Source organism: Streptomyces sp. CB02056 (assembly GCF_001905545.1).
Lineage (GTDB): Bacteria > Actinomycetota > Actinomycetes > Streptomycetales > Streptomycetaceae > Kitasatospora.
Window position 1 is genome coordinate 17,337 of sequence record NZ_LIPD01000021.1, and the last position, 17,326, is coordinate 34,662.

The window sequence follows — 17,326 nt, forward strand, 5'->3', positions numbered from 1 at the left end:
GTTTTCCGACCACCTTTCCTTCCCGTACGGACCAGTCGAGGAGTTCCATGTCACGCCCCACGGGCGGATCACCGCGGCAGCGGGCCGAAGCCGGCTCGCCGCCCCCCTCCGCAGCGCGCCGCGGCAACGGCGTACTGCGCCACACCGCCGTCGCCCTGGCGGTGGTGCTCTCGGTCGAGGCCGCCGCCGTCATCATGACGACCGGTCAGGCCGTCGCCGTCACCACGGAGCAGTCCCCGAAGCCCGCCAAGGCCCTGGGCCCGGCGGAGGCCAAGGACATCGCGACCGCCCACCTCAAGGCCCGGTTGGAGAACCGCCGGATCGAGGTGGTGGACGAGCGCACCGAGTCGACCACCAGCTGGATCAACCCGGACGGCACCACCACGCTGGACCTCGCCTCCGGCCCGGTCCGCTACAAGGACAAGGCCGGCAGGCTCCAGCCGATCGACGTCGACCTGGCGCGGCAGTCGGACGGCAGCGTCAAGGCCAAGGGGCACCCGCTCAACCTCTCGCTGGCCGGCGCCACCCCGCCCGCCGCCGCGTCGGCGTTCAAGGCCGCCGGTGCCCCGGCCGGCGCCCACCAGGCCCCGGCCACGCCGCTGGTCTCGCTGGACAACGGCAACGGCACCGCGATGTCGCTGTCCTGGCGCGGCGCCCTGCCCGCTCCCACCGTGGACGGCGCCAGGGCCCGGTACGCGGACGCGCTCACCGCCACCGACCTGGTCATCGAGTCCACCCGGACCGGCTTCGAGCAGTTCCTGGAGCTCAAGGACCGCTCGGCGGTGGCCGCCAACGGCAGTGTGACGCTCACCCTGGACGCGGCCGGCCTCCAGGCCCGGCAGAACCCGGACGACTCGGTCTCCTTCCTCGACCCGAAGACCGGCGAGGAGAAGGGCCAGCTGCCCGCCCCGGTGATGTGGGACGCGCAGGTCGACGAGCGCAGCGGCGACCACACCCGCACCGCTCCGGTCGCGCTGAAGGTCGTCCAGAACGGGAACGCGATCGACCTGACGCTGACCCCGGACGCCGCGTTCCTGAACGACCCGAAGACGAAGTACCCGGTGACCGTCGACCCGGCGGTCAACATCGGCGTCGGCTTCGACACCTTCGTCCAGCAGGGCTACGCCACCGACGTCTCCTCGCAGACCGAGCTGAAGCTGGGCAACAACGGCTCCGGCCAGGTGGCGCGTTCGTTCCTGCAGTTCCCGATGGCGAAGATCAGCGGGAAGCAGATCACCGGCGGCAAGCTCAACCTGTGGAACTTCCACAGCTGGTCCTGCACCGCGAAGAGCTGGGAGGTCTGGGACACCGGCACGGCCACCACGGCCACCCGCTGGACGGCCCAGCCCGGCTGGAACAAGAAGTGGGCGACGTCCACCGCGACCAAGGGCTACTCCAGCTCCTGCAACGACGGCTGGGTGAACCAGGACATCACCGCGCTGGTCAAGGCCTGGGCCGCCAACGGCAACACCAACAACACCCTGGGCATCCGGGCCACCGACGAGTCCGACCCGTACGGCTGGAAGAAGTTCAACTCCGGCAACGCGACGTCCAACACGCCGTACCTGTCGGTCACGTACAACACCCCGCCGGGTGTCTCCACGCTGGTCTCCCCGGCCGACGCCGCGCTGACCAACGACGCCACGCCGACGCTGTCCGCCAAGGCGACCGACCCCGACGGCGGCAACATCGCCCTGGACTTCGAGGTCTGGGCGTCCAACGGCACGGCCGCGCTGCAGTCCGGGCGCACCGCCATGGCGGCCTCCGGCTCGACGTTCACCTGGGCCCCGGGCACCAAGCTGGCGCCGGGCGCCTACAAGTGGCGCTCGCGCTCCTGGGACGGCACCGCCAACAGCGCCTGGTCGGGCTTCCGCACCTTCACCGTGGACACCACCGCGCCGGGCGCGACCACCGTCTCCTCCGGGGACTTCCCGGCCGGCCAGTGGGCGGGCACCCCGGACGCCAACGGCAGCTACAACGGCACCTTCACCTTCACCCCGCCGACCAGCGACGTGAAGGACATCCAGTACCGGCTGGACGGCGGGGCCTGGGTCACCGCGGCCACCATCGGCACCCCGGTCAGCGCCAAGCTCACCTTCAAGGCGGGCTCCCACACCGTCACCGCGCACACCCGGGACGCCGCGGGCAACGTCTCCGCCGACAGGACGTACGCCTTCTACGCCGGCAAGGGCTCCGCCCTGGTCGCGCCGGGCGCGGGCGAGCGCCCGGCCCGCCGCACCTCGCTGCAGGCCGAGGGCAACAGCACCTACACCGGGGTCCGCTACCAGTACCGGCGCGGTGAGACGGACGCCTGGAAGGACGTCCCGGTCGCCAACGTCGCCACCACCGACGGCAAGCCGGTGACGGCCTGGCCGTTCACCGCCCCCGGCGGCAAGCCGGCCGCGCTGACCTGGAACATCACCGACACCCTGGCCGAGAACGGCCCGGTCGACGTCCGCGCGGTGTTCACCGACGGCACCGCCACCGACGCCACCGAGCCGAACACCGTCACGGTGGACCGCAACGCGGGCACCGCGCCGGAGACCAAGGTCGGCCCGGGCGAGGTGAACACCCTCACCGGTGACCTCACCCTCTCCGAGAGCGACGCCGAGGCCTTCGGCCTGCACGCCGAGCGCTCCTTCTCCTCCCGCCGGCCCGCCAACGGCTCGGCCCAGGAGGGCCAGGCGGCGATCTTCGGCCCGCAGTGGAGCTCCGGCACCACCGCCGAACTCACCGACGCCGCCTACTCCTACGTCCGCCAGACCTCGGCGACCTCCCTCTCGGTGGTCTCCGCGGACGGCTCCGAGACCGGCTTCACCGCCACCGGCGCCGGCGGCTGGAAGCCCGAGCCCGGCGCCGAGAACCTCACCCTGACCGGTGCGCTCACCGGCTCCTTCACCCTGAAGGACACCGACGGCACCACCGTCACCTTCGCCAAGGTCGACCCGGCCGCCACCACCTGGCAGGCCTCCGGCTCCTCGCTGCCCAGCGACAACTCCACCACCTCGGTGGTCTCGGAGAAGGTCGTCTCCGGCGGCAAGACCCTGGCCCGCCCGAAGTACGTGGTCGCGCCGTCCTCGGCGACCGCCTCCGCCGACTGCGCCGCCGTGCCGTCCACGGCCGGCTGCCGGGTGCTGGAGTACGTCTACGCCGACACCACCACCGCCACCGCGTCCGCCCTGGGCGACACGGCCGGCCAGGTGAAGCAGATCCGCCTGTGGTCCACCGACCCCGGCGCCGCCACCGCCACCCCCGTCGCCGTCGCGCAGTACGCGTACGACGCCCAGGGCCGGCTGCGCGAGGTCTGGGACCCGCGGATCAGCCCCGCGCTGAAGACCGCGTACGGCTACGACGCGGCCGGCCGGGTCACCACCGTGACCGAGCCCGGCGAGCTGCCGTGGACCCTGGAGTACGGCAAGGCCGGCAACGCCGCCACCGCCGGCGACGGCATGCTGCTCGCCGCCTCCCGGCCCACCCTCAAGCAGGGCAGCAAGGACGTCACCGACGGCACCGCGACCACCTCGGTCGTCTACGACGTCCCGCTGAGCGGCGCCAACGCGCCGTACCCGCTGGCGCCGTCCGACGTCGCGGCCTGGGGCCAGAGCGACGCCCCGACCGACGCCACCGCCGTCCTGCCGCCCGACGCCGTCCCGGCCACCCACGACGGCAAGGCGCTCGGCACCGCCGGCTACAACCGCGCCTCGGTGACGTACACCAACGCCTCCGGCCGCGAGGTCAACACCGCCACCCCCGGCGGCGGCATCACCACCACCGAGTACAACGCCTACGGCAGCCCGGTGCGGACCCTCTCCGCGGAGAACCGCGTCCTCGCCCTGGCCACCACCGGCAACGACCTGAACAAGCTGCGCGCCCTCGGCATCGCCGGCCGCTCGACGGCCGACCGCGCCCAGGTGCTCTCCTCGACCTCGGTCCACTCGGCCGACGGCAAGCGCCTGCTGGAGCAGTACGACCCGCTGCAGCTGGTCACCCTGGAGCACGGCGTGGCCGCCTCCGGCAGCTCCCCGGCGCTCGCCGCCGGCGACGAGGTCCCGGCCCGCGCCCACACCGTCAACGGCTACGACGAGGGCCGCCCGGCGAACGCCGCGGTCAGCGACATGACCACCTCGGTGACGGTCGGCGCCCGGATCGACGGCTACGCCGCCGACGCCGACACCCGCACCACCGCCACCGGCTACGACTGGGCCCAGGGCCTGCCCACCTCGGCCGTCCAGGACCCGGCCGGCCTGAAGATCACCACCAGCACCGGCTACGACGCCAGCGGCCGGGTGACCTCGCAGAGCCGCCCGAACTCCACCGGCTCCGACGCGGCCACCACCGTCACCACGTACTACACCGGCACCGGGACCGGCGCCTGCGCCGGCCACCCCGAGTGGGCCGACCTGGTCTGCTCGATCGCCCCGGCCGCGCAGATCGCCGGCGGCGGCGCCAACCCGCCGCAGCTGCCGACGAAGACCTTCCAGTACGACCGCTGGGGCAACGTCACGGTCCAGACCGAGACCGCCAACGGCGTCACCCGCACCACCACCCGCGGCTACGACGCGGCCGGGCGCGCGGTGAAGACCTCGATCAGCGGCGGCACCGGCACCGCGGTCGCCGACACGGTGTTCGGCTACGACCCCGCCAACGGCGAGCTGGCCACCACCAGCAACGGCAAGGCCACCGTCACCCAGGGCTATGACCGGCTCGGCCGCCAGGTCTCCTACGACGACGGCGCCGGCAACGTCACCACCACCGAGTACGACAAGCTCGACCGCCCGGTGAAGAAGTCCGACTCGGTGCCGTCCACCGTGACCTACGGCTACGACACCGCCAAGGACCCGCGCGGCCTGCCCACCTCCCTGACCGACTCGGTGGCCGGCACCTTCACCGCCTCCTACGACGTCGAGGGCCGGCTGGTCTCCCAGACCATGCCCGGCGGCAACACCCTGACCAGCAGCTACGACAGCCAGGGCGTCCAGACCGGCAAGACCTACACCAACCAGGCGGGCACCGTCCTGCTGGCCGACACCGCCGACTTCACCGTCCACGGACAGCAGGCCGGCCGTACCCAGAGCGACGGCAACAGCACCACCAGCGGCTACACCTACGACGCCACCGGCCGCCTCACCAAGGCCGCCGACAGCACCGGCCTGGCCTGCTCCACCCGGACCTACGCGTTCGACAGGAGCAGCAACCGGACCAACCGCACCAGCGTCACCGACGACTGCGACCCGGCCACCGCCGACACCGTCACCCAGGCCGAGACCCACGGCTACGACACCGCCGACCGCCTCACCGACGCCGGCTACGTGTACGACGCCTTCGGCCGCACCACCGCCCTGCCCAAGGGCACCCAGGTCGGCTACCGCACCAACGACCTGGTCCGCACCGAGACCCTCGGCGACACCCGCAAGACCTGGGACCTGGACGCCGCCGGCCGCCTGGCGCTCTCCACCACGGAGACCAAGGGCACCGACGGCACCTGGACCGTCACCGCGCAGGACACCAGGCACTTCGACGGCGGCACCGACAGCCCGACCTGGTCCAAGGACGCGGCCGGCAAGCTGACCCGCAACGTCCTGGACCTGACCGGCCGGCTCACGGCCGCCACCGGCACCGACGGCGGCGCGGTCCTGCTGCTGACCAACCTGCACGGCGACGTGTCCGTCCAGATGTCCCCCGACGGCACCGAGGACCTCGCGGTCTACCACTACGACGAGTACGGCAACGTCGTCGACGCCACCGGCTCGGCCGCGTACGGCTGGCTCGGCGGGGCGCAGCGCGAGGCCGACAGCGTCTCCGGCCTCACCCTGATGGGCGTGCGCCTGTACGACCCGACCACCGGCCGCTTCCTGCAGACCGACCCGGTCCTGGAGGGCTCGCCGAACGCCTACGGCTACCCGGTCGACCCGATCACCATGGACGACCTGACGGGCATGTCCTGGAAGAAGAAGTGGGTCGCCAACTTCAGCCGGGCCGAGGGCAACACCATCGGCGGTCTGCTGGTCGTCTCCAGCAAGATCTCCAAGGGCATCTCCGGGATCCTGAAGAAGCTCCCGCACATCGCCGCCCGGGCCGCCGGCTGGGTCCTGTGGGCGCTGTCCTACCTGATGAAGAGCATCGGCAAGAAGTTCCTCAAGGCCGCCAACAAGCGGGGCAGCCACGGGGTCCGGTTCACCTTCGGCATCTGGCACTCCAGCCACTGGTACGTGCCGGACTACCCGACCTACCGGGTGGACCCGCGCTACTGAGAGGGGGACGGCACCCGAGAGGGGGGACGGCACCACGCTGACGCTCCACTGACGCAAGGCAGGATGCACGACAGGTGAGGCCGGGCCCGGGGGTGCTCCCCCGGGCCCGGCCGCTTGCGCGCGCCGATGATCATCCCGGCGTAGGCTCTCGGCTGATCACAGGGGCACAGGAGAGGGAGACATGGGCCAGAAGATCATCCAGTTCTCGGACCTGACCGGCAAGCACGCGGAGAGCGACGCGGACCTGGTGCGGGTGGTGGTGCTCCGGCACCCCGACCTGACGGACGGTCCGGTCGAGATCGACGCGCTGGCCGGGGAGTTGGGCGGCGTGCGGGAGCTGGCGCTCGACCTGGTCACCGTCGAGCTGCACCACCCGGACCGGGCGGAGCCGCAGACGGTGGTGATGGAGGCGGCGACCTTCGACCGGCTGGCCTCGGCCGCGCCGATGGCCGAGGTGCTGCGCGGCGCCCGCCCGGCCGCCCGGACGGCCGCGCGCGAGACGGCGCCCACCCCCGTGCGGGAGGCCGCGCCCACCACCGTGCGCGGGGCGGCGCCCGCCGCCGGCCGGGAGCGGGTCGACCACGCCGGCCTGGAGCACGCCGGACGGCCGCACCAGGGCCGCACCACCGAGGCGGAGAAGCAGGTCGTCCGGGAGCACCTGGAGGAGATCAACGAGCGGCTCGCCGCCGAGGGCGTGCGCACGATCGACCCGGCGAACGTCGAGCACGTCACCCAGTACCGGCTGGACACCCTGGCCCGGGAGACCGGTGTGATGTTCGGCTGAGCCACCCGGGTCGCGCCGCCCGGCGCTCCGGTTGCGCCGCCCGCCGGGGGGAGCTCGGCGGGGGCGGCCCGGCCCGTCGGCCGCAAAGCCCCCACGGAACGCCGTACCGCCCCGGAACGCCGTACCGCCCCGGGCCGCGCTGCCGCCGGGCGGGTGACCGCCGAGCAGGTGAACCGCCGCGACCGGCCCTCGTGTCGCCGACCGGTGCGCCGGGGCGATCGGCTGGACTGCCCGCTATGCGACTTCCATTCCGGACCGGGCGGATCGCCTCGGTCCTGGCGCTGGTGGCCGGCTCGCTGCTGAGCAGCAGCGTGCTGGCCCCACCGGCCCAGGCCGCGATCTCCTTCACCAAGAGCGTCGACAAGGCGACCGTCTCCCCGGGGGAGAACGTCACCTACACGCTGCGCTACACCTGCTCCATCACCGAGTGCACCGGCGGGAACATCCTCGACACCCTGCCGTCGAACATGCAGTTCCTCGGCTGGACGCCGGACCCGTCCTCGGTCGACGTGGCCGCCTCCACGGTGCCCGCCGCGGGCGCGACGGGCGGCACGATGGACATCAGGCTGAAGGACCTCAGTCCGGGCACCACCGCCACCATCACGGTGACGATGAAGTACCCGAACTTCACCACCCCGAACGGCGCCACCTCGACCAACTCGGCCACCATGTCGGCCACCGGCGAGACCTCGCAGACCGCCACCGCGAACACCACGGCCCAGGTGCAGCCGCAGTACACAGTGACCAAGGGCATCCAGACCTCCAGCAGCGACAACCGCACCGTCACCTACCAGTTCACCCCCTGCGCCACCGACAACGTGCCCAACGTCGACCTGGACAGCAGCCGACTGCTGGACACCCTGCCGCCCGGCGCGGTGGTGGACACCGGCCGCTCGCCGGGCTGGACGCAGGTGCCGCCCGGCCCGAACACCTGGGGCTACGACATCGGCCCGTTCGTGTCCGGCAACGGGCGCGGCGGCTGCCGCAACCCGGGCGTCCTGGTGGTCAACTACCCGGCGGCCTCCTTCCCGGACGGGACCACCTCCGAGAACACCGTCGACCTGCTCGGCGCACCGCTCACCGAGGCCGAACGGCAGCTGGACACCTCGTCCGTCACCACCAACACGTTCCAGCCCCCGGTGACCGGCGTGGTGGTGACCGCCAGCAAGGTCTGGCGCGACACCACCACCAACGGCGACCTCAACTCCTTCAGCCTGTCCGCCACCAACACCGCGGGCCCGGCCACCAGCCTCACCATCACCGACCCCGGGGCCGGCAGCACCGACGGCGTCTACAACTGGATCTTCCCGCAGTCCCTCCAGCTGGAGCCGTGGAACCCCACCAGCATCCAACTGACCCTGCAGTACCGCCTCAACGGCGACCCCACCTGGCACACCTTCACCCCGGGCACGCCGTTCAACGGCTCCACCGCACGGCGGCTCACCTTCGCCCAGGGCGCGGGCGACCCGGCCAACGACGTGCTCGGCATCCCCGCCGGGCAGTGGCTGGACGGGCTCAAGCTCACCTGGAACGGCCCGATCCCCACCGGCTGGAGCCCCGGCAACGCGGTGCAGCTGGTCACCCAGGTCGCCACCCCCGGCCACGACGGGCGCCCCGCCCCCGAGCCGCTGACCAACTGCGTGGACACCAGCGCCACCGACGGCACCACCACCGCCAACGCCAACGCCTGCGCCCGGACCACCATCACCCAGGCCACCAACCTCGGCGCCGCCAAGACCACCGTGGCCGGCGAGCTGTCCGCCCCCGGCGGCAAGGCCACCTTCCAGGTCATCCCGTACAACCGCAGCGCCCACGACCTGGACCGCCCGCTCGTCCTGTACGACCTGCTGCCCGCCGGCGTCGTCTACATCGACGGCTCGGCCCGGCCCGACCCCGACTACCCCGACGCCAAGGCCCCCTCGTCGATCACCGTGACCCCGGGCCCGGACGGGCGCCAGCTCGTCAAGATGGAATGGCCGGCCGGCGCCCCCGACTCGACGTACCTGCACGACGCCATGGCCTACCGGATGCTCTTCGACGTCCAGGTCGCCGACAGCATCCGCTCCGGCACGCTGACCAACGACGTCTACGTCACCGTCGACCAGCCCACCCACCCGGTCGCCTGCATGTACTCCGGCTCCGACAGCGGCAGCACCCCCGACGTGCTCGACCTCAACGGCAACGGCGACACCACCGAGCTGATGTGCCACGCCTCCTCGCAGATCCAGGTCGACGTGCCGGCGGTGCTGCGCTCGTACAAGGAGGTCAAGGGGGACCTCGACGCCGACTACATGACCATCGGCACCGCCACCCCCGGCGGCCAGACGTCCTGGCGGATGACCGTCCGCAACGACTCCCCGGACCCGGTCACCGACTTCATCGCCTACGACAAGCTCCCCACCCCCGGCGACAACTACGTGCTCACCCAGGACGCCCCGCGCGGCAGCGCCTGGACCCCGTCGCTCAGCCAGCCGATCACCAGCAACGACCCGACCGTGGTGATCGAGTACGCCACCGACCCCAACCCCTGCGTGAACCCGCTGCTGGTCGACCGCACCGGCTGCAACAGCGCCGCGGTCTGGAGCACCACCTTCCCCGGGCCGGGAACGGCCACCTGGTTCCGCCTCAGCCGCCCCGGCGCCCTGGCCTCCGGCGAGTCCTTCACGCTGACCTGGCCGATGGTCGCCTCCTACGACGCGCCGGAGGGCGAGTACGCCTGGAACAGCTTCGCGTACACCGCCACCGACGCCTCCGGCCGCCAGCTGCTGCCGGCCGAGCCCGCCAAGGTCGGCGTCGCGGTCAAGCGCGTCGCCCCCTCCAACAACGCGCTGGGCGACTTCGTCTGGCACGACCGGGACGGCTCCGGGATCCAGAAGCCCGGTGACGAGGGCATCCCCGGGGTCACCGTGCACCTGCTGGACGGCAACGGGCAGCCCGTACGGGACAAGGACGGCAAGCCGGTCACCACGGTGACCGACGCCACCGGGCACTACCTGTTCGACAACCTGCCGGACGGCAGCTACGCGGTGCAGTTCGACCTGACCACCCTGCCCAAGGGCGCCACCGTCACCAAGCAGCACGCCGGCACCGACCCGAGCAAGGACTCGGACGGCGACCCGACCACCGGCATCACCCAGACCGTCACCCTCAGCGGCGGGCAGCGCGACCTCGACCTCGACCTGGGCGTGATCCTCCAGACCAGCTCCCCGTCGCCGTCGCCCTCGCCGTCCCCCTCCCCGTCGCCGAGCCCGAGCCCGTCGCCGTCCCCGTCCAACTCCCCGTCCCCGTCGCCGTCACCGACGTCCTCGCCGAGCACGACGGCCACCGCGACCCCCACCCACCCCCACACCCCGAGCGCGTCGGAGAGCGGCGAGCTGCCGCACACCGGCGGCTCCTCCTCCGACACCCTGGTCGCGGCGCTCGGAGCCATCGCCCTCCTCGGCGGCGGCGTCCTCTGCTTCGTCGCCTACCGCCGCCCGGGCCGCCACAGCTGACGCCCGCTCGGACCCCCGCCTGACACCAGCAGGACACCAGTGGCGCCGCCCCACCCGGGGCGGCGCCACTGGCGCGTTCGGGGCCGGGGCTCCTAGTCCAACTGGGACAGCACGTCGGTGATCAGCCTGGTGGCGAAGTCCTCGCCGTTGCCCGAGATCCGGTTGATGTACTCCGCGAGCAGGACCACCATGGCCTCCAACGGGTTCATCTCCTCCTTCGTCCACGGTCCGTACTGGGCGCGCCAGAGGTTGGGGCTCAGGCCCGTACCGGCGGCGATGAGCAGGCCGGCCATGATGGGGATGACCTCGGGGCTGAAGGTCCTCGGCATCATCCGCATGGTGGCCACCAGGCTGGGGACCGCGTGCTCGATCACGTCCTCCTCCTGCTTCTCGAAGGCCGTGCGCAGCCAGTTCATGTACATGTAGACGAGCGTGCAGGCGCCTTCCACCAGCGCCTCGGCCTCGCCGGGGCCGAAGGACGCGGTGAGCTGGTCGACCAGCCGCTGGTGCTCGGGGTCCGTCCCGGACTTGCCGTCGTAGATGGACTTGAGCCGGGAGTCGATCACCATGAGCGCCGCGCTCACATCGCCGACGGGAGCGTACATGGGGTCGCAGGACGACACGGGACTCCTCCTAGAGCGGCCACGGCCGGTACGGCCGGTCGGTTCGTAGGGTAGGCGAGCGATCGGACCGGGTCCGACGACTCCGGCCGCAGGCACCCCGCGGTGCCGGGTACGGAGGGCCGGACCGGACCGGCCGGGGCGGTCCGGTGGTGGTGGGACGGGCCTTCCCGTCACCCGGCGGCGGCGCCTCACACGTCAGGGCGAGGTGCCGGAAGCCGGGTTGACCGCGGCGGGCGGCGGGCGGCCGACCCCTGCTCCGGGCCGGCCGCCCTGCCTCCCGTCAGACGGCCGACGCGGCGGACCGGGCGTTGCGGCGGCGGACGTAGACGGTGGCCAGGACACCGGCGAGCACCGCCCCGCCGCTCATCCCCGCGACGGACGGGTTGATCATCGGCACGGCGGCGGCGGGCTCGGCGCCGCCGCACCGGGCGTGCCCGATGACCAGGTTGGCGCCGTTCAGCGACGGCAGCAGGGTGAGGTGGACGGCGTTGACGGTGAGGACGCCGTTGGCGTCGGTGGTCTGCTCGTTGAGGACGATCGAACCGACCAGCGGGATGCTGACCCTGGTGTTGGCGGGGGCGTTGGCCTGGAGGTTGGTCGGGATGCCGGCCACGCTGATCGACCCGCCCGCGATCAGGCCGCTGCCGGTGGCCCCGGTGGGGGTGGCGGCGCAGGTCGAGTCGACGCCGGTCAGGGAGACCGAGGCGACACCGAGGTCGAGCCCGAGCTTGTCGACCGTCGCGGAGGCCGAGGCGGTGCCGTCGACCGGGTTCCCGGCGGTGTTCGCGGTGAGCACGGAGGTGGTGGCGACCGGCCCGACGGTGAGGCCGACCAGGGTCCGGGTGCCGCCGGACGGGTACGTCGACTCCGGCGACGGCGCGACGGCGTGGCCCGCCTCCTCGGCCCGCGGGCCCGCATCGTCTGGAGCGGCCAGCACTGGGACCCGGCCCTCACCACCACGTTCTTCGCCCAGCACGGCCTCCCCCGCCCGCACCACCTGCTGAAGGGCGTCCGCGGCGAACCGCGCGGACGCCAAATAGGCCGGATGGTCAGCGCGTTGAGCGACCACCTCGCGGCCCGCCCGCCGGCCGCCGTCCTCGTCCAGGGCGACACCAACACCGCCGCCGCCGTCACCCCCGGCGGCTACGTGCTCGCCACCATCCACCGCCCCGAGAACACCGACGACGCCGCGCGGCTCGCCCAGATCCTCGACCAGCTCGCCGCCCTGGACCTGCCGGTCCTGCTGCCGCTGCACCCCCGGACCAGGGCCGCCGTCGAGGCCTTCGGCCTGCGCGGCCCGGTCGCACGGCTGCGCCGGATCGAACCGCTGGACCACGCCGGGTTCCTCGCCCTGGCCCGGCACTGCCGGCTGCTGGTGTCGGACTCCGGCGGGGTCCAGGAGGAGTGCACGGTGCTCAAGCGCCCGCTCGTGGTGGTGCGCAACTCCACCGAGCGCCCCGAGGCCGTCCGGGCCGGCTTCGCCCGGCTCGCCCGCCCGGGCCACGAACTCGCCCGTGCCCTAAGGGAGTTGCTCGCCGACGAGGCCGTCGGTGAACGGCTGGCGCAGCTCCCCTCGCCCTACGGCGACGGGCGGGCGAGCGCCGAGATCGTCGCCGCCGTCCGCAGCCGCTACCTCGCCCCCGAGCCGCGCACCGAACAGCACACCGACCAGCGCCCGGAGCCCGACCGCACACCGGTCGCGGCCGCCGCCACCGGCGTCGGCGGACACCGCTGAGCGAGGGCGGACAGCCGCCGCCTCCAGGACCCGCCCGGAAACTGCCAGGCACGAAGGTGGCGGGTCGGACCCGTCGACCCCGCCCACCCCGGCTGGCAGGGTCGGAAGCAGCCCGCAACCGGCGGGATCGACTGCACCCGGGGGGCTCCCATGACGACGACATCCGACGGCCGGCCGGCCACCGGAGCGGGCGCGTCCGGGTGCCGGCCGCGGACCGCGGGCTGAGGCGGGCACCATGGACGACCGCTACGAGCGCCACTGCTTCGCCGACCCGCTGTTCTACGACGACCCCGCCCGCGCCGAGCACGCCGACGACCGCTTCGCCGCCGCCACCGCCCCGCTGCCGCCGGGCTGGGAGCGCCACGAGCACGGCCCCTGGATCAGCCTGCGGCCGCCGCACGCCCGACTCCCCGAGCAGGGCTGGAAGGTGCACGTCTCGGCCACCCCGGACGAGGCGGAGCAGGTCGTCGAGCAGGTCCTGGCGTACTGCCTGGAGCACGGGCTGACCTGGAAGTTCCTGCGCGGCCGGGCCACCGTGCTCGCCCTGAACAGCAAGTACGCCGACCGCCGCGCCAGCGGCAAGCTGATCACGCTCTACCCGGAGGACGACACCCGGCTGGCCCGGGTGCTGGACGACCTGTCCACCCTGCTGAAGGGCGTCCCCGGCCCCTACGTCCTGAGCGACCTGCGCTACCAGGAGGGCCCGCTCTACCTGCGCTACGGCTCCTTCGTCGAACGCCACTGCACCGACGAGCGGGGCCGGCGCGTCCCGGCGATGCGCGGCCCGGACGGCGCACTGGTGCCCGACACCCGGGGCACCGTCTTCACCGTGCCGGACTGGGCGCCGGTGCCGAAGTTCGTCTCCGCCCAGCTCGCCGCCGACGCCGCGCGTGAGGCCGACGCCCCGGCCGACTTCCCGTTCGAGGTCGTCAAGGCGCTGCACTTCTCCAACGGCGGCGGGATCTACCTGGCCACCGACCGGCGCGACGGCCGACAGGTGGTGCTGCGCGAGGCCCGCCCGCACGCCGGGCTCGACTACGCCGGCCGGGACGCGGTGCAGCGGCTGCTGAGCGAGCGCCGGGTGCTGGAGGCGCTGGCCGGGGTGGACTTCGTGCCCGCCCTGTACGAGTACCGGCAGGTCTGGGAGCACCACTACCTGGTCGAGGAGTACATCGAGGGGGAGCGGCTGGAGGACGTCTTCACCCGCACCTGCCCGCTCACCCACCCCGACCCGGACGAGGCCGAGCTGGCCGCGTACACCGACTGGGCGCTCGACGTGCTCGACCAGGTCGGCGGCATGCTGGCGGCGCTGCACGAGCGCGGGCTGGTCTTCGGCGACCTGCACCCCAACAACGTGATGGTCCGGCCGGACGGGCGCTGCGCGCTGGTCGACTTCGAGATCGCCTTCCCCGCCGACGACCCCGCCGCTCCCCCGCTGGGCGCGCCCGGCTTCGTCTCGCCGAAGGCCCGGCGCGGAACCGCCGTGGACGCGTACGCGCTGGCCGCGCTGCGGCTCTACCTCTTCCTCCCGCTGAACATCCAGCTCGGGCTGGACTCGGGCAAGGCCGAGCTGGCCGGCCGGGAGATCTCCCGCCGCTACCCCGTGCCCGCCGGGTTCGGGCCCGGGGTCGCCGAGGCGCTGCACCGGGCGGCCGGCGGGAAGCTGCCGGCGGGCGCCACCGAACGCGCTCCGGTGTCCGCCGACGGCGCCGCGGGGCCGGCTCGTCCGGCCTGGCCCCAGGAGCCCTCGGCGGACACCGCGGCCTGGCGCCCGGTGCTGGACTCGCTGGCCGCGGGCATCCTGGCGATGGCCACCCCGGACCGGACGGACCGCCTCTTCCCCGGCGACGTCGAACAGTTCGGCCCGGGCCACGGCGGCCTGGGACTGTCCTACGGCGCGGCCGGCGTCCTGTACGCGCTCCGGGCCTGCGGCCGCCCCGCCCCGCCCGAGCACACCGACTGGCTGGTGGCCCGCGCGGACGCCGCGGCCGACCTGCCGCCCGGCCTCTACGACGGGCTGACCGGCATCGCCTGGACGCTGGCCCGGCTCGGGGCGACCCGGGAGGCCGACGCGCTGGTCGAGCGGCTGCTCGCCACCGAGGCCCCGGCCGATCCGGGGCTCGGCTCCGGACGGGCCGGCATCGCGCTCGGCCTGCTCGACCTGGCCGACGTGCTCGGCCGCGAACGGCTCGCCGACCGGGCCCTGGCCCTCGGCCACGAGCTGGCCCGGGACGAACCCGCACCCCGGCTGCGCGGCCTGCTGGACGGCTGGAGCGGGCAGGCCGCACTGTTCCTGCGGCTGTACGGGCACACCGGCGAGCGGCGCTGGCTGACGGCGGCCGAGGCGGCGCTCGGCCGCGAACTGGACGAGGCGGACGTCACCGACGGGATGCTCTTCCTGGTCGAGGACCGCCACCGCCGCAAGCTCCCGTACCTGGCCGCGGGCGGCGTCGGCACCGCCCGGCTGATCTCCGAACTGGCGCGGCACAGCGGGGCGGACCGACCCGACGGCGCGGGCCGGCTGCCCGGCCGGTTCGCCCAGGCGACCGCCGCCGCCGACCGCGCCTGCCTCCCCGACCTGATCGCGGCGGCCGGCCTGTTCGAGGGCCGGGCCGGGCTGGTACTGCACCTGCTGCGCGGCGGACGCCGGGCCGAGGCCGACCGCCACCTGCGGCTGCTGGAGTGGCACGTGATGAACCATCGCGGCCACCTCGCCTTCCCGGGCCGGCGCTCGATGCGCCTGTCGGCGGACCTGGCCACCGGCGCCGCCGGAGTCCTGGTCGCGCTGCACGAGGCCGTCCTCGGCCCGGTGCCGCTGCCCGGCATCACCGACTTCCCCGGCCCTGAGGCTTCGCGGCCCTGAGGCTTCGAGGCCCCGCGGCCGGGGGGACCACCACGGCCACCATCCGGTGGCCGGCACCACCACGGAAAGGAACGACCATGACCCAGATCCTGGCCCTCCAGGGCCTCCAGAGCGAGACCGGCACCGGTGCCGTCGAGCCCAACAGCCACTGGAGCAGCTTCGCCCACTACCGCGCCGAGGCGCCCGTCGCCGAGGAGGCCGGTCTCTGATGTCGACGATCCTCTCCCTCCAGGCGCTCGAGGCCGCCCAGGACGACGCGGCCGTCCCGTTCAGCCACTGGAGCACCGACCTGCACCTGCCGTTCGGCGCCCCGGTCGAGGCTGCGGAGTAATCCTCCGACCGACGACGCGGAGGCCCGCCGGGACCACCCGGCGGGCCTCCGTCCGTCGTACCGGGGCCCTTGTCCGCCGAGCCCGGGCCGCCGTCCGCCGAGCCCGCCGGGTTGGGGCCGGCCTCAGCAGGGCCCGGTGGCGTCCGCCGGGACGGTGAGCCCGGCCCGCTCGGCCAACGCCCCGGCCTGGAACCGGCTCTGCGCGCCCAGACGCGCCAGCAGCTCGGCGATGTGGCGCCGGCAGGTGCGGGTCGACATGCCCAGCCGCCGGGCGATCGTGTCGTCCTTCTCCCCGGCGGCGAGCAGCACCGCGATCACGTCCTCGACCTCGCGGGACACCGTACGGGCGGCCCGCGGCGCGGTGTCGTACGGGACCGCCTGGCTCCACTCGTGCTCGAAGAGCCCGACGAAGTACGCCACCAGGGACGGCTCCCGGACCAGCAGCGCCGCTCCGGTGGCGAGCCGGGCCGGCACGAAGGCCGTCGTCCGGTCCACCACGACCAGCCGGGCCGGCACCTCGGCGCGGGTCCGGACCTCCGCCCCCGCGGCGATGACCAGCTCCGCGTAGGAACGGGTGGGCGGGTCGAACCGGGCCGGGTGCTGGTACAGGCTCCGCAGCCGGACGCCCCGCCCCAGCGCGGCCAGGTCCCGGGGCAGCGCCTCCGCCAGGTCCGCCTGCGGGTGCCCGCCGCCCGGCTGGACGGTCAGCACCTCCTCCTTGGCGGCGCCCACCACGGAGCCGAGCGCCGAACCGGCCGCGTGGGCGTCCTCCAGCAGGCGGACCGAGCCGTCCACGCCGCCGCCCTGCGCCCGGTACACCGGCTCCAGCGAGGCCACCTCGGCGCGCAGCCCGGCCAGCGCGGCCTGACGGCGGCCCAGCTCGGCCTCCGCGATGCGCAGCCGCGCCTCCTCCCGTCCGGTCAGCCGCGCGGCGGCCGCCTCCGGGCCGACCGCCGCGAAGCAGCCCGGCCCGGCTCCCGGCCGCCGCACCAGCAGGCACAGCGCCGCCAGCCGGTCGACGGCCGCCCGGCAGCGCGCCTCGCCGAGCCCGAGGTCGGCGGAGATCCGCGCCAGGTCGGCGGGCTCGACCCGCCGGTGCCGCACCGCCCACTCGTAGACCAGCCGCGTCTCGCGATCGAGCAGGGCCTCCCGCCCCGACGACCGGACCGCGTCCGTTTTCACCGGATTCATCCACCCCTCCTCAGTCGGCCAACAACTTCCTGGCCCCCTCGCCCCCTGGCGGCC

General features: G+C 74.0%; 10 protein-coding genes. 7 read left to right on the forward strand and 3 right to left on the reverse strand.

The genetic code is table 11. The features are described from left to right. The first annotated feature begins 47 nt into the window (after positions 1–47). From AMK13_RS46190 to AMK13_RS36820, 3 genes are all read left to right on the forward strand, one after another. On the forward strand, positions 48–6,251 hold the full coding sequence (locus tag AMK13_RS46190) for a DNRLRE domain-containing protein (protein ID WP_074005921.1): 6,204 nt from the start codon (positions 48–50) through the stop codon (positions 6,249–6,251). Positions 6,252–6,432: 181 nt separating this feature from the next. Further along, a complete protein-coding gene (locus AMK13_RS36815) occupies positions 6,433–7,035 on the forward strand; it encodes a hypothetical protein (RefSeq protein WP_074005922.1) in 603 nt (200 codons plus the stop codon). A gap of 236 nt (positions 7,036–7,271) precedes the next feature. Then, a complete protein-coding gene (locus AMK13_RS36820) occupies positions 7,272–10,529 on the forward strand; it encodes an SdrD B-like domain-containing protein (RefSeq protein ID WP_074005923.1) in 3,258 nt (1,085 codons plus the stop codon). A gap of 92 nt (positions 10,530–10,621) precedes the next feature. On the opposite strand, the gene AMK13_RS36825 is transcribed toward AMK13_RS36820, so the two are convergent. Together AMK13_RS36825 and AMK13_RS36830 are read right to left on the reverse strand one after the other, a co-directional pair. Beyond that, positions 10,622–11,098, reverse strand: coding sequence for a hypothetical protein (locus AMK13_RS36825; protein WP_117491456.1), 477 nt, complete (start codon positions 11,096–11,098; stop codon positions 10,622–10,624). 334 nt (positions 11,099–11,432) lie between these two features. Next, the gene (locus AMK13_RS36830) at positions 11,433–12,089 is read right to left on the reverse strand and encodes a choice-of-anchor P family protein (protein WP_143204721.1); all 657 of its coding nucleotides are present in this window, start codon (positions 12,087–12,089) and stop codon (positions 11,433–11,435) included. Here AMK13_RS36830 and AMK13_RS36835 point away from each other — a divergent pair. From AMK13_RS36835 to AMK13_RS46200, 4 genes are all read left to right on the forward strand, one after another. Beyond that, entirely contained in the window at positions 12,039–12,887 is an 849-nt protein-coding gene (locus AMK13_RS36835; RefSeq protein WP_074005926.1) for a UDP-N-acetylglucosamine 2-epimerase, read from the forward strand. The two genes, AMK13_RS36830 and AMK13_RS36835, sit on opposite strands and share 51 nt — an antisense overlap. A 235-nt stretch (positions 12,888–13,122) precedes the next feature. After that, positions 13,123–15,750: a class III lanthionine synthetase LanKC gene (gene lanKC, locus AMK13_RS36840; RefSeq protein WP_074005927.1), complete on the forward strand. Its 2,628-nt coding sequence runs from the start codon at positions 13,123–13,125 to the stop codon at positions 15,748–15,750. 77 nt (positions 15,751–15,827) lie between these two features. Then, the gene (locus AMK13_RS46195; protein WP_259316466.1) at positions 15,828–15,959 is read left to right on the forward strand and encodes a hypothetical protein; all 132 of its coding nucleotides are present in this window, start codon (positions 15,828–15,830) and stop codon (positions 15,957–15,959) included. Then, a complete protein-coding gene (locus AMK13_RS46200; RefSeq protein WP_255357467.1) occupies positions 15,959–16,081 on the forward strand; it encodes a hypothetical protein in 123 nt (40 codons plus the stop codon). Before AMK13_RS46195 ends, AMK13_RS46200 begins: the two co-directional genes overlap by 1 nt. Positions 16,082–16,204: 123 nt before the next feature. Here AMK13_RS46200 and AMK13_RS36845 read toward each other — a convergent pair whose 3' ends face one another. Continuing rightward, a complete protein-coding gene (locus tag AMK13_RS36845) occupies positions 16,205–17,272 on the reverse strand; it encodes a helix-turn-helix transcriptional regulator (RefSeq protein WP_074005928.1) in 1,068 nt (355 codons plus the stop codon). Positions 17,273–17,326: the final 54 nt, after the last annotated feature.